We start from the raw sequence: 21,825 nt of genomic DNA on the forward strand, positions 1-21,825 counted from the left end.
CGTGCGCAGCACCTTCGGCGTAGCCGAAGAACGCGAGCCGTAGACTTGCGTAGCAAGTCGTAGGCCGCGTGGCCCCGGAGGGCGCCGTAGCGAGGGGACCCGGAGCGCAGCGGAGGGCCGGATGCAGGAGCAGGCGGTTTTGCCTACTTTTCCCAAGAGAAAAGTAGGCCGCCGTAAAGGCGGAAGGGGCCGGCAGCGTCGCCACATTGAATGGATAAGCTCACAACCTCACAACCTCACAACCTCACAACCTCAAAACCCAAACCCAAGCTCAAGCCCAAGCCCAAGCCCAAGCCCAAGGATCAAATCCCCCGGAATTCCATGTAGAACCTTTTTTGCCTTTAAAAACCGAGCCTTACGCGATCCCAAGGAAGCACTGGCAAGTTTTCGCACCGCATTGTAAATAAAACGTTACAAATAGCCCCCGGATGTCCGGTGCCTTCCGTAGTTCGCTCCATCTGTAAACAAAACTTTCCGCAGCGCCCGGGCCTGGGCCGTTTCCGTAGACGTCAAGCGCTTGCCCGCAGGCCGCTGGAACGGTGAGATGTGCGTCATTGCCGTGTGCAAAGCCAGGGCCGGAGAGCCGGGCATTCAATAAGAACAAATGGAGGCGCCATGTACGCCGATTACCCCCCCAGGCTAGATCCCTTCCCCAGGACCGGTGCGTTTTGTCGTCAGACAGTCACGCAACGTGTTGACCCCTGCGCGTCTTCAGGGGTATACAATGCGCCGCGTTTTACCTGTGACCCCAATGCGTACCGCGCACTCTTGCTGACACCCGGCTGATTCGACCACGGCTACTGCCCTGGACGGGCAGCGGTCGGCCAAGACCCTCAAGGTAACCACCTTGTTAATTCCGCTGCGCCACGAGCGCGGTGGGTCCGATTCCGTCACAGATAAAAACAAGCAGGTGACTTCGTTCATGAGTGGACAAAACACACATTCAGGCGAGCTGAAACGCGGCCTGAAAAATCGCCACATCCAGTTGATCGCCTTGGGCGGTGCAATTGGTACCGGGCTGTTCCTGGGATCGGCCGGCGTCATGAAATCGGCAGGCCCGTCGATGATCCTCGGCTATGCGATCTGTGGCTTCATCGCCTTCATGATCATGCGCCAGCTCGGCGAGATGATCGTCGAAGAGCCGGTGGCCGGTTCCTTCAGTCACTTTGCCCACAAATACTGGGGCGGTTTCGCCGGCTTCCTGTCGGGCTGGAACTGCTGGGTGCTGTACATCCTGGTCGGCATGTCGGAGCTGACCGCGGTCGGTAAATACATCCACTACTGGTGGCCGGAGATCCCGACCTGGGCTTCGGCAGCGGCCTTCTTCATCCTGATCAACGCAATCAACCTGGCCAACGTCAAGGTATTCGGCGAGGCCGAGTTCTGGTTCGCGATCATCAAGGTCCTGGCCATCGTCGGCATGATCGCCCTGGGCAGCTACCTGCTGGTCAGCGGCAACGGCGGCCCGCAGGCGTCGGTGAGCAACCTGTGGGAACACGGCGGCTTCTTCCCCAACGGCGTGAGCGGCCTGGTCATGGCCCTGGCGATCATCATGTTCTCCTTCGGCGGCCTGGAAATGCTCGGTTTCACCGCAGCCGAGGCCGACAAACCGAAAACCGTGATCCCCAAGGCGATCAACCAGGTCATCTACCGTATCCTGATTTTCTACATCGGCGCCCTGGTGGTGCTGCTGTCGCTGACCCCGTGGGACAGCCTGGTGACCAGCCTGGACGCCTCCGGCGGCACCTACGGCGCCAGCCCGTTCGTCCAGGTGTTCTCGCTGCTGGGTAGCGACGTGGCTGCGCACATCCTCAACTTCGTGGTCCTGACCGCGGCGCTCTCGGTGTACAACAGCGGCACCTACTGCAACGCCCGCATGCTCTACGGCATGGCCGAACAAGGCGATGCCCCGGCGGGCCTGGCGAAGATCGACAAGCGCGGCGTGCCGGTGCGTTCGATCCTGGCTTCGGCTGCCGTGACCCTGGTGGCTGTGCTGCTCAACTACTTCGTTCCGCAGCACGCCCTGGAGCTGCTGATGTCGCTGGTGGTGGCTGCCCTGGTGATCAACTGGGCGATGATCAGCTACTCGCACCTCAAGTTCCGCCAGCACATGAACAAGACCGGCCAGAAGCCGCTGTTCAAGGCGCTGTGGTACCCCTACGGCAACTACATCTGCCTGGCCTTCGTGGTGCTGATCCTGGGCATCATGCTGCAGATCCCGGGTATCCAGGTCTCGGTCTATGCCATCCCGGTCTGGCTGGTGGTGATGGCCGTGTGCTACAGCCTCAAGACCAACCGCAGCAAGGCGACTGCAGCCAATCCTGCGGCTTCGCTCAAGCGCTGAGCGCAACGGTTGTAAAAAAACGCCCCGGTCCCCGGGGCGTTTTCATTTACAGGTAGATGATCTCCAGGGTGCCCGAGCCATCGAGCGGGATGTCCTGGCGGTTATCCAGCTCATTGGTCGGGGCGATCACCGGCATGATGTCGAGCGTCGCGTTCAGGTTGCGGATCGCCACCGGCCCCTTGGTGGTCATGGCTTCATCACTGAAGCCGAGCACGGTGGTGTCGGCGATGCTCCTGGGCGCGCTGCCCGAATCGCTCCAGCCGATGCCACCGGCGGTGGACTGGGTGAGGAACACCCTCGGTAGCTGGTCGGCGGTGATGTGCTGTGGATCGAACTGCACTTCATACAAGCCGATCCGGTTGTCACTGGCATCGTACCCGAGGCCATAGAAGATCAGCGAGTTGACCAGCGAGCTGCCGTCGCGGTTGTCGTGCATGCGCAAGGCATAGCGCGCCGGGCTGTCGCACTGGATCGACAGGCTCAGCTGGCGGGTGGGCAGGCGGGTGCGCCGGTCGCTGTTCAGGCTTTGGCTGGTGATCCTGCCGTAGTCCACTATGCCGCCCTGGGACAGGGTCGGGGTGCAGGCTGCCGGCTGGATCTGCCAGTGCAGGGCCAGTTCTGCCGTGCTGGCCAGCTGTGGCGCATGGAACTCGCCGGTAGCGCGTTGCTGCTTCGCCTCGCGTACCTCGAAGGCCTTGGCGGCGAGCTCGCCTTCCACCGCCAGGGTCAGGGACAGGCTGCGCCCCTGCACGGGCTTGCCGGCCTTGAGGGGAACGATGCCGGCGTGTGGTTGCCAGTCCAGGGTTGCCATGGCGGGGCCGGGTGTCGCCCCCGGGTGGTCGAGGCGGGCCAGCTCGACCCGTTCACCGTCGACCAGGGCCTGGCTGGCCTGCAACCGATAGTGGCCCGATGCGGCAAGCTCGAAGCGTTGATTATCCAGGGCCGAGGCGGCAAAGAAGAGGCTCAGGTCTTCGCTGCTGGCGCAGTTGAGGGTCAGCTGCGCGGTTTTTCTGGCCAGCGGCAGGCCGGGGCTGCCAGGTTCCAGGCGACTGCGATCAACAATGCCGTAGTCGATGGGGGCGGGGCCCAGCTGCAGTTGGCAATCGGCAGCCATGGCCGTCAAGGGTGAGGCGAGTAACGCGAGCAGGGAGATGTGTAGGGTTTTCATGGTTTGGCCCAGCCTCGCCGAGGCGCTGAATAGCGGGATGGCTCAGCTGCAGGTGTGCTGGGCCTGGGTGTAGAAACGGTCGGTGCCGGTCTCGGTCTCGGGCTCCAGGGTGACCCGGCATTCCCTGGCCTGGTGGTCACTGACGATCAGGTGGCCGATGTCGGCGCTGTTGTCGATGAACACCAGCCCGCCCGGCTGTACCAGGTTGATGAAGCGGCCACGGTCATCGAACACCGAAGCGCCGCTGGCCAAGGGTTGGCCGCTGCCGTCGAGCAGGGTCAAGAGTAACCGGCGGGTGCTCCAGGCCCGGAAGCTCAGGCGTGGCACCGCACCCCGGTGGGCGCGTAGCGTGGCTGCGCCCTCATCGACATTGATGTTGATCGGCAGGCTTTGCGGGTCGATCTGTACCGGGCTGCGGCTGTAGGCGGCCAGCGCCGGTATGACCGCGTTGCCGGCATGGTCGGTCCACACCGGGCCGCTCGGTGTACTGGCCTTGACTCCCGGGGTATCGGTCACCGAGAGGATGGCGAAGGTGTCGCGGATCGGGTAGGGCGTCGGTGTGATCCCCGTGGCGTGCGCGGCAATGCCACCGCGCAGGCCGAGGTTGTAGTTGCTGTTGTCGCCATCGCCGCTGTAGTTGAGGTCCACCTGGGTGTAGCGCGGCAAGGCCGACAGGCCGGCGCTGGCCAGGGTGGCGGCGTCTCCCGAGCGCTGTTCGGCGCCCAGGCGATAGCCAAGGCTGTCGCTGACCTGCTCGGTGTAGGCCAGGGTACTGGTGGTGCCTGAGTCGTTATGGCGCACGCTGCTGCGCAAGCGGCGTTTGCCGCCCAGGGGGATGCTGGCGCTGAGGTACAGGGCGTCGTCATTGTAGCCATTGTTGTCGCCGATGGACTTTTCTACGCTGGCGGACAGCGTCAGGCCGCCATAACTGTTGCCCCAGGACAGGAACAGGCGCTGGTTGCTGTCGTGCACGTAGTAACGGGTTTGCGTGTAACCGAGGTTGAAACTGCCCAACTCGGCGCCGGCCCAGCGCAGGCTGGTGCTGAGCTGGTCCCGGTAGCTGGCGTCGAGCTGCTCGTCTTCGTCCTGAATGCTGTCGAGCAGTTCGCGGTAGTCGCGGCTACGATGATTGCCGGCCACCAGGCTCGACCATCGATCGTCCATTTGCCAACTGAGTTGTCCACCCAGTTGCGCGCCGCTGTTACCCAGTGTGCTTGCCTGCGAGCCAATGGCTGCAATCTCACCGCTGAGCTGCGGGGTCAGGGCTGTGCCCAGGCTGGCGCCCAGGCCACCGTAGTGCTGGGCCAGGATCAGGCCAGCGCTCAGGCTGGAGCGCTGGCCCAGGGTTCCCGTGTAGCCCAGGCTCGCCACGGCCGGGTCGTCGGTGTCATGGCCATGGCTGCGCACCACCCCGGCGCCGACGCTGTAACCTGATTGTGGGCGAACGCTGGCGGTCAGGTTGGCCGGCACGCGAAAGCGCCGCTGCTCGCCGTTGGTCTCGGTCACCGTGACTTCCAGGTCCGAGCGCGAGGTGATGCGCGGGATGTTGTTGAGGGTGAAGGGCCCGGGTTGGACCACGGTGCTGTACAGCAGCGCACCGTTCTGGTGGACCTCGACCCGGGCCTGGCTGCTGGCGATGCCTTGCACGCTGGCGTTGTCCAGCTGAGCGAGCAGGCCGTACTCCGGGGTGAGTTGTGCGCCGATGATCTGCGCGCCGTTGAGCACCGGGTTGACCAGGCTGATCTCGCCGGCCTGGAACAGGCTGCGGTGCTCGGCGAAGCTGCGTTGCGCATAGGTGTCGAGCATTTCGCTGTGCCCCCGGCCATCGAAACGGCTGTGTACCTGGCGGCTGCGCAGGATCCAGTTGTCAATGTTCAGGCCCAGTTCGGTGTTGGCCGCTGCGTACCGGCTGGTCTGGCCGTCGAAACGGTTGTATGCGTCGAACAGGTCATAGTTCAACAGCCCGGCAACGCCGCCCTGGCTGTAGGCCGGCGTGCTCTGGTGCTGCGCCAGCAGTGCCTGGTCGGGGACCAGGAGCACGACGCGGTGCTGCCCCGGATGCAGTTCGACCTGGGCGTGGGGAAAGGCCTCGCTCAGTTGCAGGCAGTCGGGCGCTTCGGGCTCCTCCTGGTCGTCCAGGGTGACTGGCCACTGGGCCGGGTGCTGGATCCCGGCAAAGGCCAGCAATGCAGCGTCGAAACACAGGCTGCCGTTCGGGCTGAAGCGTGCCCGGGTGGTGCCCTTGTCACGGCCGTTGACGGTCAGCGTGATCTGCTGCTGACCGGGCGCAAAGCGCGACTGCCGGCTGAACAGGGCCGCCAGCTTGGGATCGATGCCGCGCTGGCGCAGCACTTGCTGGTCGAACACGCTGTGATCGCTTGCCTGTGCCGGCTTGACGGTATCGAGACCCAGCAGGCCAAGGCACAGGCCGAGGATCAATGGTTCACGTGGGCAGGTTCGGCCCAAGGCATCCGCAAGGCTGCTCACTGGATACTGGCCTCGAATGGGTCGACCGCAAAGCCATAGACCGTGGCGGGTTGAAAGCGCACGGTGTTGGCCGCGGCGGCGGCATCAGGCAAGTCGAGGGTGATGGTTTCGTGGGCCAGGACGTAATTGCGACCCAGGTCCAGTGGGTGCTGGCCGGGCAGCAATTGCAGCTCCTGCGCCAGGCGCACGACATAGGGGGTGTTGTTCTCCACGCGCAGTTGCTTGCCTTGCACGCGCCACTGCAAGCCTTTCCAGGGCTCGCTGTTGCGCGTCAGGCCCTTGGGGTGGAGGATCACCGGCAAGTTCTGGCGCACGCCAAAGTTGACCCGCATGCCAGTGCCGGGTCTGGTCTCACGAATGCCCTCGAAAATCACCCGGCGCAGACGCTGGCTCCGTAGTGGTTCCTTGCCGACGTAGTGGAAAATCACCTGCTGCTCCTTGCCGGCTTCCACCCGCGCTACCGTGGGCTGCACCACCAGCAGGTTGTCGTCGTCTTCGGCAAGGTTTTCGATGAACACCGCCAGCAGGGCGGCATGCGGGTCGGTGTTGGTCACCACGAAGTCGCTGCCGTTGGCGCGGGCTTCCTCGACGATGACCACTGAAGTTCTGGGCACCATACCGTCGGCGTGTGCCTGGGGCAGGGGTAAGGTGCAGGCGATAATTACAGGCAGCAGGGGGCCTGCAAGGAATTTGCACGCGTTGATCATGGTTGTTGTTCGGTATCAGGCGTTGGTGCCGGCTTCCACCGTGCGGTTTGCATCGAGCAGTTCGGGACAGGGCGCAAGCCGGGTGTCAGGGAGGGGGATGAGCCTTTCGGGTTCATGCCCCCGGCTGATGGTGTCGATCAGAGGTAGACGATTTCGATCGTCGCGCTGCCGTCGAGCTCGGCGTTGTCGTTGAGCGTCAGGTAGTTGTGGACATAGCCCAGGACGTTCATGGTGGCCGTCACGTTGGTGACCGCTGTCGGTAGCCGGCCATCCACATTGGCGAACGAGGCGCGGAAGTCTGGCACCTTGCCGGTATCCTGGAGATTGATCGGGGAAGACGGGGTCCAGCTGGCACCGCCGTCCTGCGACAGCAGGTTGTAGCCATTACCGCCGTCGACGACGGTCTCGCTGTTGCGCCATTGCATGATGTAGTAACCGATCGCCCGATCGTCGTACATGCCCAACCCGAACTGCCATGGGTATTCGTTGGAGCTGTCGCGGCGATTGTCGGTGGCGATCACGGCAATGGTGGCAGGCGCACTGCAGTCGATGGCGAAGTTCAGGCTCTTTGCCGGCAGCCTGTAGGTGGTCACGCCTGCCTCAAGTTCGCTCAGCGACAGCACGCCATAGTCGACCAGCCCACCGTTGCTCAGTGTCGGCGTGCAGGCAACCGGCGTAATGGTGCCGGTGATCGTCAGGTCAGTAGTGGCTGCCACGGCATTGGCGTTGGCCAGGCCCAGAAGCACGACAAGGGACAGTACAGGCTTTTTCACAGCAATATCCTTATGAGTGGTGTTGTTGTTGGCTCGGGCGTCCCGTTTTGCGAGCGCAGTCGGCCGTCCCTGGCCGGGCAGAGTGGGGGCGACGGGAAGCTGTTGTGTCGATGCTGGCGTCAGAGGTACTGCAACTCGATGGTCATGTGGCCATCGAGCAAGGCTGCGTCCAGATGCGGTATGTCGTTACGCAGCCAGCCAGACACTTGTAGCCTGAGCGTCAGCAGCGTCGCCGGCGACGGGCTGTTCTGGCCAACGCCGCGTCGGGTAAAGCTCAGGCGTGCATCCGGCTTGTCGCCCAGGTGCTCGAAACTGCCACCCGACACGGGCGTCCAGGTGTTGCCTTGGTCTTCGGAGTACAAGGTGTCGGCGGGCAGACTGTCCAGGCGAGCATCATTGTTGGTCCATATCGCGCTGTAGTATCCGATGGCTTGCCCGCTGCTGGTGGTGCCCAGGCCGAACGCATTGGGCAGCGGGATCGAGGTGCTGTCACGGCGATTGCCGGTAGCGACCAGGGCAAAGCGGGTGGGGCGGTCGCACATGACCGTGAAGGTCAGATGGCGCGGCGCAAGGATCGAATGATCCGGGAGGCCGGGCTGGGGATCGAGGTCCGGCAGGGCGATATTGCCGAAATCGACCTGACCGTTGCTCGTGAGTGCAGGTGTGCAAGCAGAGGGGGTCAGCACTCCGCTGATATTGACATCCGTGGTACTGGCGCTTGCGCCCGCGCTGACAAGGGTCAACAAGGCGGTGAGTGTGCACGACGGCGTGCTGTACATCGTTCGGTCCTTTGAAGAATGAATCATCCGTGACGATCTTTTTACGCACTGTGTAGGCGATAAGGGGTGCGAATGTCTGCTTCTGTGTGCTTTGCTTGGCCCTGCCCGGGTACAAACGGCAGGGACGTTGTGCGCGGCAATTGCACCCGTGTGATTCGGGTGTTGATTATGCCCAAAAAATTATTCATGTAAAGGTGATTTGCTTGAAAAGTTGTGCAAGCGCTGTGTCGGAGTCGGCAGGCAGTGGTGAGCGATTGCGCCAGGAGCGTACGCGACTGGGGCTTCGCCAGGATGATCTGGCCCAACTCGGCGGCGTCAACCGCAACACCCAGGGCAGCTATGAAAAGGGTGAGCGCAACCCCGATGCCGCTTACCTGGCCGCCGTTGCCACCCAGGGCGTTGATGTGCGTTACGTCATCACCGGGGTGCGTTCGGTGGATGAGGGGGCTTCTTTGAGCGAAGCCGAACAGCGACTGCTGGCCCGATACCGGTCCCTGGCCGTCAGTGACCAAGAAATTGTGCAGCGGGTCGTCGAGGCCATGCACGGCCTGAAAGGCTGAGATCAGGTCCGCCAGTTCTTTTTCCTACAATGTTTTCAGACATCCCAAGGTTCGATCACCGATTGTTGCCCGTAACGTCGCTGTTTTCATGGACGTTAGGGAAGCGTGATGATGTCGGAGATTGAGATCGGTGTGCCTGGCATGAAGGGTGATGCTTTGTCGGTCGAGGCGCTAAGCAATGCCGAACGCGATCTGCTGGCCTTGTTCCGGCGCTTGTCGGCGGCGGACCAGCGATATGTACTGCGTATCGCCGAGGTACTGTGCCGCAATGCGGGAGTGGCCAGCGGCGAAATGCATTGAACGCTGCGCGCTGGCGTAGTGTTTTTCCAAAGGGTGGGTGATGTTGCAACTTTCGAATGCGGTACAGATAGCGGACGACGAGATTGAGCTGACGGCGATCCGCGCCCAGGGCGCCGGGGGCCAGAACGTCAACAAGGTTTCCAGTGCCGTGCACCTGCGTTTCGACAGCCAGGCCTCGTCCTTGCCGCCGTTCTACAAGGAGCGCCTGCTGGCACTGCGTGACAGCCGTATCACCCGCGAAGGGGTGATTATCATCAAGGCGCAACAGTACCGCACCCAGGAACAGAACCGCGCCGACGCGCTGGAGCGTCTGCGCGAGTTGATCCTGGCGGCGGTCAAGGTCGAGAAGGCGCGTCGTCCGACCCGGCCGACCCTGGGATCGAAAACCCGGCGGCTGGAGACCAAGAGCAAGCGCGGCGCAATCAAGGCCGGGCGTGGCAAGGTCGACTACTGAGTTGCGTTGATTAGCGTCGGGCCTGGCGATACAGGTAGAGGCTCAGCAACAAGCCACAGAGTGCGGCGCCGGCTGCGAAGACGAAGATCGACGCAAAGCCGAAACCGGCAGCAACGGCTCCGGCCAGCGGTCCGGTGATCCCCAGTGACAGGTCGATGAACAGCGAGTAGGCGCCTACGGCCGCGCCACGGTTGGCGGCGGGCACCAGGTTGACCGCTTCGACGCCCAGCGCCGGGAACACCAGCGAAAAGCCGAAGCCGCTCAGGGCTGCGCCGGCCAGGGCCAGTTCGGCGCTGGAGGCCTGCCAGAGCATCAGCAGGCCCAGGGCTTCTACTGTCAGGCAAGCGATGGCCACCCGGTAACCGCCGATGCGGTTGATCAGGTTGCCGAACAACAGTCGTGCGCCAATGAAGCAGGCACCGAACAGGCTCAGGCACAGCGCCGCGTTGTTCCAGGCGTGGCTGGCGTAGTACAGGGTGATGAAGGTGGCGATGGTGCCAAAACCGATCGAGCCCAGGGCCAACGCCGAACCATGGCCGAACACCCGTCCCAGCACATGCAGGAACGGCAGGCGCTCACCGGCCACCACCGGTGCAGCCGTCTTCGGCCAGGCCAGCAGCAGGCCCAGCAGACACAGCAGCACGATACTGGCGCCCATGCTCCACAAGCCGAACCGTTGGACCAGCAGCACGCCCAGGGGCGCGCCGATGGCCAGTGCGCCGTAGCTGGCGATGCCGTTCCAGGAAATCACCTTGGCGGTGTGCTGGGCACCTACCCGGCCGATACCCCAGCCGATCGACCCCGAACCCACCAGGCTCTCGGCACTGCCCAGCACCAGGCGACCGACCAGCAGGCTGGCCAGGCTCGCCCACGGCACATGCTGCAAGCCGGCCGAGATCAGCATGAATACGCCACTCAGGCCGCAGCCGGCCAGGCCGTAGAGTACCGCGCGCTTGCTGCCCAGGTTGTCGATGATGCGGCTGGCGGTAGGGCGGCTGAGCAGGGTGGCCAGGTATTGCACGCTGATCACCAGGCCGGCGACCACGGCACCGAAGCCCAGGTCGTCGTGGACATAGCCGGGCAACACCGCCAGCGGAATGCCGATGTTCAGGTAGCCGATAAAGGTGAACAGGACGATGGAGACGACTTGCAGGGTGACCGCAAGGGAGCGCGGTGAGTCGGGCATGGGGAGGCTTTTGTCGGAGGAGAATTCTTGACAGTGTGAAAACGTGTTGAGGAAAGGGTTCCTGCATCGGCCGTTTTCACACAGTCTGATCGTTGCGCGATTATTCCTGGTCGGCGCTGGAAGTTTCGTCGCCGTCGTAGTCAGCCTGGGCTGGTTCGGCGCTGTGAGTGGCAGGTGTCTGCTCTTCTGGGTTCAGGCTTGGGAAGGGAAGATTCGGGATTTCATGCATCTCGTCGTTCCTCGCAAGTGTGTGGAAAGGCTGCGCAAGGCGCGCGTGGCTTTTAAAAAAGCCTGCGCAGGATACAGGAGTCTGGATGACAGTATGAATTTTCCTGCCTGATGGTAGGCATTTGAACGCAATCGCGGGGCAAGCCCGCTCCCACAGGTGACTGTGGGAGCGGGCTTGCCCCGCGATGGTTTATCAGCGACAGACGTCAGCGATAGCCGCAGCCAGCGCCTCAAGGCGTGCCGCATCGGCGCCGGCGATGTTCGCCCGACCGGTGCCGACCATGTACACGCTATGCCGCTCGCGCAGTTGCTTGACCTGCTCCGGCGACAGCCCGGTGTAGGAGAACATGCCGCGTTGCTCGGCAATATGGGCAAAGCGCTGGCTCAAGCCGTGGGGCACCAGGGCCTCGACCAGCCCGACCCGCAGTTGGGCGATGCGTTGACGCATGGCCTCGACCTCTTCGACCCACAGGCTCTTGAGCGCTGCATCGCCGAGGATCTGCGCGACCACCGCAGCACCGTGATCCGGTGGCGTCGACCACAGGTTGCGAGCCAGCCAGGCCAGCTGGCTGCGCACATCCACCAGTTTGTCGGCGTCATGGCTGCACACCAGCAAGGCACCGGTACGGTCGCGGTAGAGGCCGAAGTTCTTCGAGCAGGAGCTGGTGATCAGCAACTCGGGCAGCTCGGCCGCAAACAGCCGCACCGCCCAGGCGTCTTCTTCCAGCCCGTCGCCAAAGCCCTGGTAGGCGAAGTCGATCAGTGGCAGCAGGTTGCGGCGACGCACTACCTCCAGCACCGCCCGCCAGTCGTCCCGGGACAGGTCGAAACCGGTCGGGTTGTGACAGCAGGCGTGTAGCAGCACCACGTCGCCCTTGGGCGCCGCTTCCAGGGCTGCCAGCATGCCGCTGACGTCGAGGCGGTTGTCCGCGCCCACGTAGGGGTAGTGGCTGACCTTGAGGCCGGCACCGGCGAAGATGGTCTCGTGGATCGGCCAGGTCGGATCGCTCAGCCAGATACCGCGCCCGGGCAGGCAGTGTTCGATGAACTCCGCGGCCAGGCGCAGGGCGCCTGTGCCACCCGGTGTCTGGGTGGCACCGGCGCGGTGGCTGGCCAGCAGCGCCGAGTCGCTGCCCAGCACCAGCTCGCTGATCAGGCGGCCGAAGTCGGCATCGCCATGGCCACCGATGTAGCTCTTGCTGAGCTGGCGGTCGAGCAGGCGCTGTTCGGCCTGCTTGACGGCTGCTGGAATGGGCGTCAGGCCCTGGGCGTCCTTGAACACGCCGACACCGAGGTCGAACTTGTTCGGGTTGCTGTCTTTGGCGTAAGCCTCCATCAGCCCGAGGATCGGATCGCCCGGTACGCGCTCGATAGCGCCGAAGTGCATTACTTGCGGCCTTCGGCGGTTTTGGCGACCTCGTCGGTGCGCGCGGCCATGATGAAGTCGTTACGGTGCAGGCCCTTGATCGAGTGGCTCCACCAGGTCACGGTGACTTTGCCCCACTCGGTCAGCAGGCCCGGGTGATGGCCTTCGGCTTCGGAGATCTCGCCCACGGCGTTGGTGAAGGCCAGGGCGTGTTTGAAATTCTTGAACAGGAAGACTTTTTCCAGCTGCATGATGCCGTCGCGCACTTCGATGTTCCAGTCCGGGATCTGCTTGATCAGTACCGGCAGTTCTTCGTCGCTGACCTGTGGAGCATCGGCACGGCAGGCTTCGCAATGGGCTTGGTTCAAGGCGTTCATAAGGTTTTCCGCAAGTGGATTGTTATTGGTTTGCAAGGCCGCTCACGCGGCGACCTTGGGTGGGAATTTCGGCGCGTGCAGGCCCATCTTCATCGCAGTGTGGACCATGCCCATGATGTCTTCGTGGGCCAGGTCGAACAGGCGCTTGAGGTTCGGCAGGGCGAAGTACAGCGGCTGCAGGATGTCGATGCGGTACGGCGTGCGCATGGCTTCGAGCGGGTCGAAGGCCTGGTGCTCGGGTTCATCGGACAGGCTGTAGACCGTCTCTTTGGGCGAGGACAGGATACCGCCACCGTAGATCTTGCGACCTTGCGGGGTATCGACCAGGCCGAACTCGATGGTCATCCAGTACAGGCGCGCCAGGTACACGCGCTCTTCCTTGGTGGCCTTCAGGCCGAGCTTGCCGTAGGTGTGGGTGAACTCGGCGAACCAGGGGTTGGTCAGCAGCGGGCAGTGGCCGAAGATCTCGTGGAAAATGTCCGGTTCCTGCAGGTAGTCGAGCTCTTCTACGGTGCGAATGAAGGTCGCAACCGGAAAGCGCTTGCTGGCCAGCAGTTCGAAAAAGGTCTGGAAAGGGATCAGCGCCGGCACCCGGGCAACTTGCCAACCGGTGGTGGCGCCCAGCACCTTGTTGATTTCGCCCAGTTGCGGAATGCGGTCGTGGGGCAGGCCCAGCTGCTCGATACCGTCCAGGTATTCCTGGCAGGCACGGCCCTCGACCACTTTCATCTGGCGAGTGATCAGGGTGTTCCATACTGCATGTTCTTCTTGCGAGTAGTGGATAAACCCTTGCGCATCGGGCTCGCGAGCCACGTATTGCGTCTGTTTCATGCTGCTCTCCTGCTGAGGGCCTTTTTTGTTATGTGATCAAGCCGTTGCTTAAGTGATAACCCGCTATACCGGACTTTGCATCGGTCTGCGGCGCTCTGGAGGCGGTTGGAGTGCGTGAAATCCGTAACGATTATTTTACGCTTATGATGAAATGCCGAAAAGTCGGGCGCATTTGTCGTTGAGTGCCTGGCTTTTTGTCACGTATTCTTTACGACAATTCCAGGTGCCTGCAAAATAGTTCGGGCGCCAACGCTCGTCGTAGACCTGTTTGTAGGACATTTCATGCGTATCAAAGTGCATTGTCAGAACCGCATCGGCATTTTGCGGGACATCCTCAACCTGCTGGTGGAGTACGGCATCAACGTCGCCCGCGGCGAGGTGGGGGGCGAGCACGGTAACGCGATCTACCTGCATTGCCCCAACCTGATCAATCTGCAGTTCCAGGCCCTGCGCCCCAAGTTCGAGTCGATCGCCGGGGTGTTCGGGGTCAAGCGCGTGGGGCTGATGCCCAGCGAGCGCCGACACATGGAGCTCAACGCCTTGCTCGGTGCCCTGGACTTTCCGGTGCTGTCGATCGACATGGGCGGCTCCATCGTCGCGGCCAACCGGGCGGCGGCGCAGTTGCTCGGGGTGCGGGTGGATGAAGTGCCGGGTATCCCGCTGTCACGCTACGCCGAAGACTTCGACCTGCCGGAGCTGGTGCGGGCCAACAAGTCGCGGATCAATGGCCTGCGGGTCAAGGTCAAGGGCGATGTGTTCCTTGCCGACATCGCACCGCTGCAATCGGAGCATGACGACAGCGAAGCCCTGGCGGGCGCGGTGCTGACCTTGCACCGCGCCGATCGCATCGGCGAGCGCATCTATAATGTGCGCAAGCAGGAGTTGCGTGGCTTCGACAGCATCTTCCAGAGTTCGCGGGTGATGGCTGCGGTGGTCCGCGAGGCGCGGCGCATGGCGCCACTGGATGCGCCCTTGCTGATCGAAGGCGAGACCGGCACCGGCAAGGAGCTGCTGGCGCGCGCCTGTCACCTGGCCAGCCCGCGCGGCCAGGCGCCGCTGATGGCGCTCAACTGTGCGGGGCTGCCCGAGTCCATGGCCGAGACCGAGCTGTTCGGCTACGGCCCGGGTGCCTTCGAGGGCGCGCGGGCCGAAGGCAAGCTCGGGCTGCTGGAGCTGACGGCGGGCGGGACGTTGTTCCTCGACGGTGTCGGCGAGATGAGCCCGCGCTTGCAGGTGAAACTGCTGCGCTTTTTGCAGGATGGTTGCTTTCGCCGGGTGGGCAGCGACGAAGAGGTCTACCTGGACGTACGGGTGATCTGCGCGACCCAGGTCGACCTGTCCGAGCTCTGCGCCCGCGGCGAGTTCCGCCAGGACCTGTACCACCGCCTGAATGTGCTGTCGTTGCACATCCCGCCGCTGCGCGAGTGCCTGGATGGCCTGCAGCCCTTGGTCGAGCATTTTCTCGACCAGGCCAGCCGGCAGATCGGCTGCCCGTTGCCACGCCTGGCGCCAGCGGCGATGGAGCGCCTGAGCCAGTACCACTGGCCGGGTAACGTGCGTCAGTTGGAGAACGTGTTGTTCCAGGCGGTATCGCTGTGTGATGGCGGGGTGGTCAAGAGCGAGCATATTCGTTTGCCGGACTATGGTTCGCGCCAACCACTGGGTGAGTTTTCTCTGGAAGGCGACCTGGGAGAGATTGTCGGGCGATTCGAAAAGGCGGTGCTGGAACAATTGATGAATGAATTTCCCAGTAGCCGCGCATTGGGTAAACGGCTGGGTGTTTCACATACGACCATTGCCAACAAGTTGCGTGAATATGCTGTTGGCAAGACGGGGGAATGATTGGAATTAACGAACATGCCAGTCGAGGGGCATGTTCTATGACAGCGAAGCGCAAAGTTTGATGTAAGTCGCGCGCCCCAGGTTGGGGAGATCGGGGCGCGGCGGCGATGAGCGGGCGATTATCCGTTGGAGCAACCGTTGCCCATCACACGGTACTCGAGGATATGCCGCTTGCCTTGCGAATCTTCGTAGGTCATGCGCTGCGGGACCACTTCGCAGACGTTCGGGACTTCGGTCATGGAAATGACTTTGGCGATGTCCAGGTGCTGCGAGTAACTGTACTGCTCAACCGGAATCTGCTCGGCGTCGCCATTTGCAACTTCGCTGGCCATCGCCGCGCTGCAAACACTGCCAAGTGCCAATACCAGTAACGCTTTCATTTTCATTTTACCTGTCTAAGGTCGAGAGAGGGCACGCAGCGCTTGTGGCGCCGCGTGTGCAACTTAAGTTCAACTATCACAGTTATCGCGGGATTAACGGCCTTCGTGGGGGCTGCAACTAGAAGTTAATCTCGGTGCCGTTGCTGGCGAGGCGAATTCTAGGGGCGGGCGGGTGCCTTAAACAGATGACGTTTTGATAAACACTGTTGACAAAAACTGTAACAATCGCCTTCAGCCCAGCGTCTTGATTTATTTTTCCAGGTGTCGGGGCCCGGTCTTGAGCCTTCGGTCAAGTGCACGGGCGCAAAGGGGGAGGGCGTTACTACCAACGTCGAATGGCCCGCGCGGTCTGGTACAGTTACAACGAGGTCATACAAAAACAACTATTACACCGAGGTAGATAAAGATGAGTGCGGCTTCCCTGTACCCCGTTCGTCCCGAGGTTGCGGCCACCACGTTGACCGACGAGGCAACCTACAAGGCCATGTACCAACAGTCGGTGATCAACCCGGACGGCTTCTGGCGCGAGCAGGCGCAGCGCCTGGACTGGATCAAGCCCTTCACCAAGGTAAAGCAGACTTCTTTCGACGATCACCATGTCGATATCAAATGGTTTGCCGACGGCACTCTGAACGTCTCCTACAACTGCCTGGATCGCCATCTGGCCGAACGTGGTGATCAGGTCGCAATCATCTGGGAAGGCGACGATCCTTCCGAACACCGCAACATTACCTACCGCGAACTGCATGAGCAGGTGTGCAAGTTCGCCAACGCCCTGCGTGGCCAGGATGTACACCGCGGTGACGTGGTCACCATCTACATGCCGATGATTCCCGAGGCCGTGGTCGCCATGCTGGCGTGTGCCCGTATCGGCGCGATCCACTCGGTGGTGTTCGGCGGCTTCTCGCCCGAAGCGCTGGCCGGACGCATCATCGACTGCAAGTCGAAAGTCGTCATCACCGCCGACGAAGGCCTGCGTGGTGGCCGCCGCACCCCGCTGAAAGCCAACGTCGACCTGGCTCTGACCAACCCTGAAACCAGCAGTGTGCAGAAGATCATCGTGTGCAAGCGCACCGGTGGCGACATCGCCTGGCACCAGCACCGCGACATCTGGTACGAAGACCTGATGAAGGTCGCGTCCAGCCACTGCGCGCCGAAGGAAATGGGCGCCGAAGAAGCGCTGTTCATCCTCTACACCTCCGGTTCCACCGGCAAGCCCAAGGGCGTGCTGCACACCACCGGCGGTTACCTGGTCTACGCCGCACTGACCCATGAGCGTGTGTTCGACTACCGCCCGGGCGAAGTCTACTGGTGCACCGCCGACGTCGGTTGGGTCACCGGCCACAGCTACATCGTCTATGGCCCGCTGGCCAACGGCGCGACCACTTTGCTGTTCGAAGGTGTACCGAACTACCCGGACATCACCCGCGTGTCGAAGATCGTCGACAAGCACAAGGTCAACATCCTCTACACCGCACCGACCGCCATCCGCGCGATGATGGCCGAAGGTCAGGCCGCCGTGGCCGGCGCCGATGGCTCCAGCCTGCGCCTGCTCGGTTCTGTGGGTGAGCCGATCAACCCGGAAGCCTGGAACTGGTACTACCAGACCGTGGGCAAGGAGCGCTGCCCGATCGTCGATACCTGGTGGCAGACCGAAACCGGCGGCGTGCTGATCAGCCCGCTGCCAGGTGCCACGGCCCTGAAGCCTGGCTCGGCAACCCGTCCGTTCTTCGGCGTGGTGCCGGCGCTGGTGGACAACCTGGGCAACCTGATCGAAGGCGCGGCCGAAGGCAACCTGGTGATCCTCGACTCCTGGCCGGGCCAGTCGCGTTCGCTGTACGGCGATCACGACCGTTTCGTCGACACCTACTTCAAGACCTTCCGTGGCATGTACTTCACTGGTGACGGTGCCCGTCGCGACGAAGATGGCTACTACTGGATCACCGGCCGGGTCGACGACGTGCTCAACGTCTCCGGCCACCGCATGGGTACCGCCGAGATCGAGAGCGCCATGGTCGCCCACCCGAAAGTCGCCGAGGCGGCAGTGGTTGGCGTACCGCACGACATCAAGGGGCAGGGCATCTATGTCTACGTCACCCTCAATGGCGGCGAAGAAACCAGCGAAGCGCTGCGCCTGGAACTGAAGAACTGGGTGCGCAAGGAAATCGGCCCGATCGCCTCGCCGGATGTCATCCAGTGGGCGCCAGGCCTGCCCAAGACCCGTTCGGGCAAGATCATGCGCCGCATCCTGCGCAAGATCGCCACCGCCGAGTATGACGCCCTGGGCGACATCTCGACCCTGGCCGACCCGAGCGTGGTGCAGCACCTGATCGATACCCACAAGGCCATGAACCTGGCTACGGCCTGATAACGCATCGCGGGGCAAGCCCGCTCCCACCGGGTTCTGTGGGAGCGGGCTTGCCCCGCGATAAGGCCTTTACCAAAGCCCCGCCTGGCTCGCCAGCGGGGCTTTGTGCATTCTGTTACTTCGACAATCATCGGTAACCAATCTGTCACCGGTTTCGCCCGCAAGCGGGGCAAAGCGAAACGCCACTGTGTCGTTTCGGGGCATTTTTGTGGGGCTGGGAAAACCCGTGAAACGCTGCGCTTGCCGGATTAGAAGGCTTTGCCAATAATAGGCCCGGTTATTGCTTCGTTGATTGGTTATTTGTCTTTTTGCTTTTGCATATTCTGCGAAAGCTGTCAATATCGCCGCCCCCGCGTTCCTGCGCTTCTGTAACTAGTTGTCGCATTGAAGAAATATCGGCTCCGGAGCTGTAGTTAAAATGCCGATCATTCGCTCGTGGCGTGTCAGGCGATTCGCCGACCCCGCGCAGCTCGCGTTGTACCCATTCGCATATCGGGCAGTCTACGCTCTGCCTTGTATTGCCCTTTACCGATGGAGTTCCAGATGAAGAAACTCGCACTGCTTGGCGCCCTGGCGCTGTCTGTGTTTTCCCTGGCATCGCTGGCTGATGAGAAACCGCTGAAAATCGGTATCGAGGCCGCGTACCCACCGTTCGCCTCCAAAGCCCCGGACGGCAGCATCGTCGGCTTCGACTACGACATCGGCAACGCCCTGTGCGAAGAGATGAAGGTCAAGTGCACCTGGGTCGAGCAAGAGTTCGACGGCCTGATCCCGGCGCTGAAAGTGCGCAAGATCGACGCCATTCTTTCGTCCATGTCGATCACCGAAGACCGCAAGAAGTCCGTGGACTTCACCGGCAAGTACTATCTGACTCCGGCGCGCCTGGTGATGAAGCAAGGTACTGCCGTCAGCGACAGCCTGACTGAGCTCAAGGGCAAGAAAATCGGCGTGCAGCGTGGCTCGATCCACGACCGCTTCGCCAAGGAAGTGCTGGCTCCACAAGGCGCCACCATCGTTCCCTACGGCACCCAGAACGAAATCTACCTGGACGTCGCTGCCGGTCGCCTGGACGGCACCGTGGCCGATGCCACCCTGCTCGAAGACGGCTTCCTGAAGACCGATGCCGGCAAGGGCTACGCCTTCGTCGGTCCGGCCTTCACCGATGCCAAATACTTCGGCGACGGCATCGGCATTGCCGTGCGCAAGGGCGACCAGGCCAACCTCGACCGCCTGAACGCTGCCATCGCGGCCATCCGCGCCAATGGCAAGTACAAGGCGATCCAGGACAAGTACTTCAACTTCGACATCTACGGCCCTGACGCCAAGTAAATCGTCGACGTTTCACCTGTGTAATGGTGCAAGCAGCAGAGCTTCTGAGGTTTGCACCATTTTTTCATCCCTAAGGTCGAGGACCTCATCATGTTGAAAGGCTACGGGGCAGTCATCCTCGATGGCGTGTGGCTGACGCTGCAGCTCGCCTTGTCGTCCATGGCCCTGGCCATTGTACTCGGCCTTATTGGCGTGGCCCTGCGCCTGTCGCCGGTGCGCTGGCTGGCCTGGCTGGGCGACCTGTACGCCACGGTGATCCGCGGGATTCCCGATCTGGTTCTGATCCTGCTGATCTTCTACGGCGGCCAGGACCTGCTCAACCGCATCGCGCCGCTGCTGGGGCACGACGATTACATCGACCTCAATCCGCTGATGGCGGGCATCGGCACCCTGGGCTTCATTTTCGGTGCCTATCTGTCGGAAACCTTCCGCGGTGCGTTCATGGCCATTCCCAAGGGCCAGGCCGAAGCCGGCATGGCGTACGGCATGAGCAACCTGCAGATTTTCTTCCGGGTGATGGTGCCGCAGATGATTCGCCTGGCGATTCCCGGCTTTACCAACAACTGGCTGGTCCTGACCAAGGCCACGGCACTGATTTCGGTGGTGGGTCTGCAGGACATGATGTTCAAGGCCAAGCAGGCGGCCGATGCCACCCGCGAGCCTTTCACCTTCTTCCTGGCGGTCGCGGCCCTGTACCTGGTGATCACCAGTGTCTCGCTGCTGGCCCTGCGTTACCTCGAGAAGCGCTACTCGGTTGGCGTAAAGGCGGCTGAACTATGATTTTCGACTACAACGTCATCTGGGAAGCGCTGCCGCTGTATCTCGGCGGCCTGCTGACCACCCTCAAGCTGCTGGCGCTGTCGCTGTTCTTCGGTCTGCTGACGGCCATTCCGCTGGGGCTGATGCGGGTGTCCAAGCAGCCCGTGGTCAACCTCATCGCCTGGCTCTACACCTACGTGATCCGTGGCACGCCGATGCTGGTCCAGCTGTTTTTGATCTACTACGGCCTGGCCCAGTTCGAAGTGGTGCGCGAGAGCGTGTTCTGGCCGTGGCTGTCGAGCGCGACCTTCTGTGCCTGCCTGGCCTTTGCCATCAACACCAGTGCCTACACTGCAGAGATCATCGCCGGCAGCCTCAAGGCCACGCCCCATGGCGAGATCGAGGCAGCCAAGGCCGTGGGCATGTCGCGGATCAAGATGTACCGTCGCATCCTGCTGCCGTCGGCCCTGCGCCGGGCCCTGCCGCAGTACAGCAACGAGGTGATCATGATGCTGCAGACCACCAGCCTGGCGTCGATCGTTACCCTGATCGACATCACCGGTGCGGCGCGCACGGTCAACGCCCAGTTCTACCTGCCGTTCGAGGCCTACATCACCGCCGGCGTGTTCTACCTGTGCCTGACGTTCATTCTGGTGCGCCTGTTCAAGCTGGCCGAGCGCCGCTGGCTCGGCTACCTGGCGCCGCGCAAGGCCTGAGGCCTGCGGCAACTTTTTCGCCCTGGGCGTTAGCTCAAGACTGACTGCTTTGTGAGAACCGACAGCATGTACAAACTTCAAGTCCAAGACCTGCATAAACGCTATGGCAGTCACGAAGTGCTCAAGGGCGTGTCCCTGGCCGCCAAGGCGGGCGACGTGATCAGCATCATCGGCTCCAGTGGTTCGGGCAAAAGTACCTTCCTGCGCTGCATCAACCTGCTCGAGCAGCCGCATGCGGGCAAGATCCTGCTCAACAACGAAGAGCTCAAGCTGGTGGCGAACAAGGACGGCGCGCTCAAGGCCGCCGATCCCAAGCAACTGCAGCGCATGCGTTCGCGCCTGTCGATGGTGTTCCAGCACTTCAACCTGTGGTCGCACATGACGGCGCTGGAAAACATCATCGAGGCCCCGGTGCACGTGCTGGGCATGTCGAAGAAGGACGCCCTGGAAAAAGCCGAGCATTACCTGGCCAAGGTCGGTGTCGCCCATCGCAAGGACGCCTATCCTGGGCATATGTCCGGTGGTGAGCAGCAGCGCGTGGCCATTGCCCGGGCGCTGGCGATGGAGCCGGAGGTGATGCTGTTCGACGAGCCGACCTCCGCGCTCGACCCGGAGCTGGTGGGCGACGTGCTCAAGGTCATGCAATCGCTGGCCCAGGAAGGCCGGACCATGGTGGTGGTCACCCACGAAATGGGCTTTGCCCGTGAGGTGTCCAACCAGCTGGTGTTCCTGCACAAGGGCCTGGTGGAAGAGAGCGGCAACCCGCGCGAAGTGCTGGTCAACCCGCAATCCGAGCGTCTGCAGCAATTCCTCTCTGGCAGCTTGAAGTAAGTTTGCCGTCCCGCACCAAAATGGGTCATGCTGCACGGCG

21 protein-coding genes are annotated in these 21,825 nt (G+C 62.4%); 10 read left to right on the forward strand and 11 right to left on the reverse strand.

Annotated features, from left to right (window positions below; translation table 11 throughout):
• Positions 1-922: 922 nt before the first annotated feature.
• Complete coding sequence (locus tag M2D63_RS22905; RefSeq protein ID WP_285865345.1) at positions 923-2,344, forward strand: amino acid permease; 1,422 nt, start codon at positions 923-925, stop codon at positions 2,342-2,344.
• A gap of 46 nt (positions 2,345-2,390) precedes the next feature.
• On the opposite strand, the gene M2D63_RS22910 is transcribed toward M2D63_RS22905, so the two are convergent.
• The 5 genes from M2D63_RS22910 to M2D63_RS22930 all read right to left on the reverse strand — a co-directional run bounded on the left by M2D63_RS22910 (position 2,391) and on the right by M2D63_RS22930 (position 8,258).
• Positions 2,391-3,512, reverse strand: a complete 1,122-nt coding sequence (locus tag M2D63_RS22910; protein ID WP_285865346.1) for a DUF1120 domain-containing protein — start codon at positions 3,510-3,512, stop codon at positions 2,391-2,393.
• A gap of 42 nt (positions 3,513-3,554) precedes the next feature.
• Positions 3,555-5,999 (reverse strand): fimbria/pilus outer membrane usher protein, encoded by a 2,445-nt coding sequence (locus M2D63_RS22915; protein ID WP_285865347.1) that lies wholly within the window; start codon positions 5,997-5,999, stop codon positions 3,555-3,557.
• Positions 5,996-6,706 carry a fimbria/pilus chaperone family protein gene (locus M2D63_RS22920; RefSeq protein WP_285865348.1) on the reverse strand — a complete coding sequence of 237 codons (711 nt, stop codon included), beginning with the start codon at positions 6,704-6,706 and terminating at the stop codon, positions 5,996-5,998. Before M2D63_RS22920 ends, M2D63_RS22915 begins: the two co-directional genes overlap by 4 nt.
• A gap of 137 nt (positions 6,707-6,843) precedes the next feature.
• Positions 6,844-7,479 (reverse strand): DUF1120 domain-containing protein, encoded by a 636-nt coding sequence (locus M2D63_RS22925; protein ID WP_285865349.1) that lies wholly within the window; start codon positions 7,477-7,479, stop codon positions 6,844-6,846.
• A gap of 119 nt (positions 7,480-7,598) precedes the next feature.
• Positions 7,599-8,258, reverse strand: coding sequence for a DUF1120 domain-containing protein (locus M2D63_RS22930; RefSeq protein ID WP_285865350.1), 660 nt, complete (start codon positions 8,256-8,258; stop codon positions 7,599-7,601).
• A 203-nt stretch (positions 8,259-8,461) separates the two neighbouring features.
• Between M2D63_RS22930 and M2D63_RS22935 the strand changes: the two genes are divergently transcribed.
• The 3 genes from M2D63_RS22935 to arfB all read left to right on the forward strand — a co-directional run bounded on the left by M2D63_RS22935 (position 8,462) and on the right by arfB (position 9,572).
• A complete protein-coding gene (locus M2D63_RS22935; protein ID WP_353050877.1) occupies positions 8,462-8,818 on the forward strand; it encodes a helix-turn-helix transcriptional regulator in 357 nt (118 codons plus the stop codon).
• A gap of 108 nt (positions 8,819-8,926) precedes the next feature.
• Positions 8,927-9,118, forward strand: a complete 192-nt coding sequence (locus M2D63_RS22940) for a hypothetical protein (RefSeq protein WP_285865351.1) — start codon at positions 8,927-8,929, stop codon at positions 9,116-9,118.
• A gap of 40 nt (positions 9,119-9,158) precedes the next feature.
• The gene (arfB, locus tag M2D63_RS22945) at positions 9,159-9,572 is read left to right on the forward strand and encodes an alternative ribosome rescue aminoacyl-tRNA hydrolase ArfB (protein ID WP_285865352.1); all 414 of its coding nucleotides are present in this window, start codon (positions 9,159-9,161) and stop codon (positions 9,570-9,572) included.
• Positions 9,573-9,582: 10 nt separating this feature from the next.
• Here the strand turns inward: arfB and M2D63_RS22950 are convergent, their stop codons facing one another.
• The 5 genes from M2D63_RS22950 to phhA form a co-directional block, all read right to left on the reverse strand.
• Complete coding sequence (locus M2D63_RS22950; RefSeq protein WP_285865353.1) at positions 9,583-10,758, reverse strand: MFS transporter; 1,176 nt, start codon at positions 10,756-10,758, stop codon at positions 9,583-9,585.
• Between the two features lie 100 nt (positions 10,759-10,858).
• Positions 10,859-10,987: a hypothetical protein gene (locus tag M2D63_RS22955; RefSeq protein ID WP_258578902.1), complete on the reverse strand. Its 129-nt coding sequence runs from the start codon at positions 10,985-10,987 to the stop codon at positions 10,859-10,861.
• A 192-nt stretch (positions 10,988-11,179) separates the two neighbouring features.
• A complete protein-coding gene (locus tag M2D63_RS22960; protein ID WP_285865354.1) occupies positions 11,180-12,373 on the reverse strand; it encodes an amino acid aminotransferase in 1,194 nt (397 codons plus the stop codon).
• A complete protein-coding gene (locus M2D63_RS22965; RefSeq protein ID WP_038613492.1) occupies positions 12,373-12,729 on the reverse strand; it encodes a 4a-hydroxytetrahydrobiopterin dehydratase in 357 nt (118 codons plus the stop codon). Before M2D63_RS22965 ends, M2D63_RS22960 begins: the two co-directional genes overlap by 1 nt.
• A gap of 42 nt (positions 12,730-12,771) precedes the next feature.
• The gene (gene phhA, locus M2D63_RS22970; protein WP_285865356.1) at positions 12,772-13,560 is read right to left on the reverse strand and encodes a phenylalanine 4-monooxygenase; all 789 of its coding nucleotides are present in this window, start codon (positions 13,558-13,560) and stop codon (positions 12,772-12,774) included.
• A gap of 282 nt (positions 13,561-13,842) precedes the next feature.
• Here phhA and M2D63_RS22975 point away from each other — a divergent pair, with 282 nt between their 5' ends.
• Positions 13,843-15,402 (forward strand): sigma-54-dependent transcriptional regulator, encoded by a 1,560-nt coding sequence (locus tag M2D63_RS22975; protein ID WP_285865357.1) that lies wholly within the window; start codon positions 13,843-13,845, stop codon positions 15,400-15,402.
• Positions 15,403-15,521: 119 nt separating this feature from the next.
• Here M2D63_RS22975 and M2D63_RS22980 read toward each other — a convergent pair whose 3' ends face one another.
• Complete coding sequence (locus tag M2D63_RS22980) at positions 15,522-15,782, reverse strand: DUF2790 domain-containing protein (RefSeq protein ID WP_285865358.1); 261 nt, start codon at positions 15,780-15,782, stop codon at positions 15,522-15,524.
• 406 nt (positions 15,783-16,188) lie between these two features.
• On the opposite strand from M2D63_RS22980, the gene acs reads away from it, so the two are divergent.
• From acs to M2D63_RS23005, 5 genes are all read left to right on the forward strand, one after another.
• Positions 16,189-18,150: an acetate--CoA ligase gene (acs, locus tag M2D63_RS22985; protein ID WP_285865359.1), complete on the forward strand. Its 1,962-nt coding sequence runs from the start codon at positions 16,189-16,191 to the stop codon at positions 18,148-18,150.
• Between the two features lie 543 nt (positions 18,151-18,693).
• Positions 18,694-19,479 carry an ABC transporter substrate-binding protein gene (locus tag M2D63_RS22990; protein WP_285865360.1) on the forward strand — a complete coding sequence of 262 codons (786 nt, stop codon included), beginning with the start codon at positions 18,694-18,696 and terminating at the stop codon, positions 19,477-19,479.
• A 90-nt stretch (positions 19,480-19,569) separates the two neighbouring features.
• Positions 19,570-20,259, forward strand: coding sequence for an ABC transporter permease (locus tag M2D63_RS22995; RefSeq protein WP_285865361.1), 690 nt, complete (start codon positions 19,570-19,572; stop codon positions 20,257-20,259).
• Positions 20,256-20,954 carry an ABC transporter permease gene (locus tag M2D63_RS23000; protein WP_285865362.1) on the forward strand — a complete coding sequence of 233 codons (699 nt, stop codon included), beginning with the start codon at positions 20,256-20,258 and terminating at the stop codon, positions 20,952-20,954. The genes M2D63_RS22995 and M2D63_RS23000 overlap by 4 nt, the downstream gene beginning before the upstream one ends.
• A gap of 66 nt (positions 20,955-21,020) precedes the next feature.
• A complete protein-coding gene (locus M2D63_RS23005; RefSeq protein ID WP_133217360.1) occupies positions 21,021-21,785 on the forward strand; it encodes an ABC transporter ATP-binding protein in 765 nt (254 codons plus the stop codon).
• The last annotated feature ends 40 nt before the right edge of the window (positions 21,786-21,825 follow it).

Origin of the sequence: Pseudomonas sp. BJa5, from assembly GCF_030272875.2 — a bacterium.
Taxonomy (GTDB): Bacteria; Pseudomonadota; Gammaproteobacteria; order Pseudomonadales; family Pseudomonadaceae; genus Aquipseudomonas.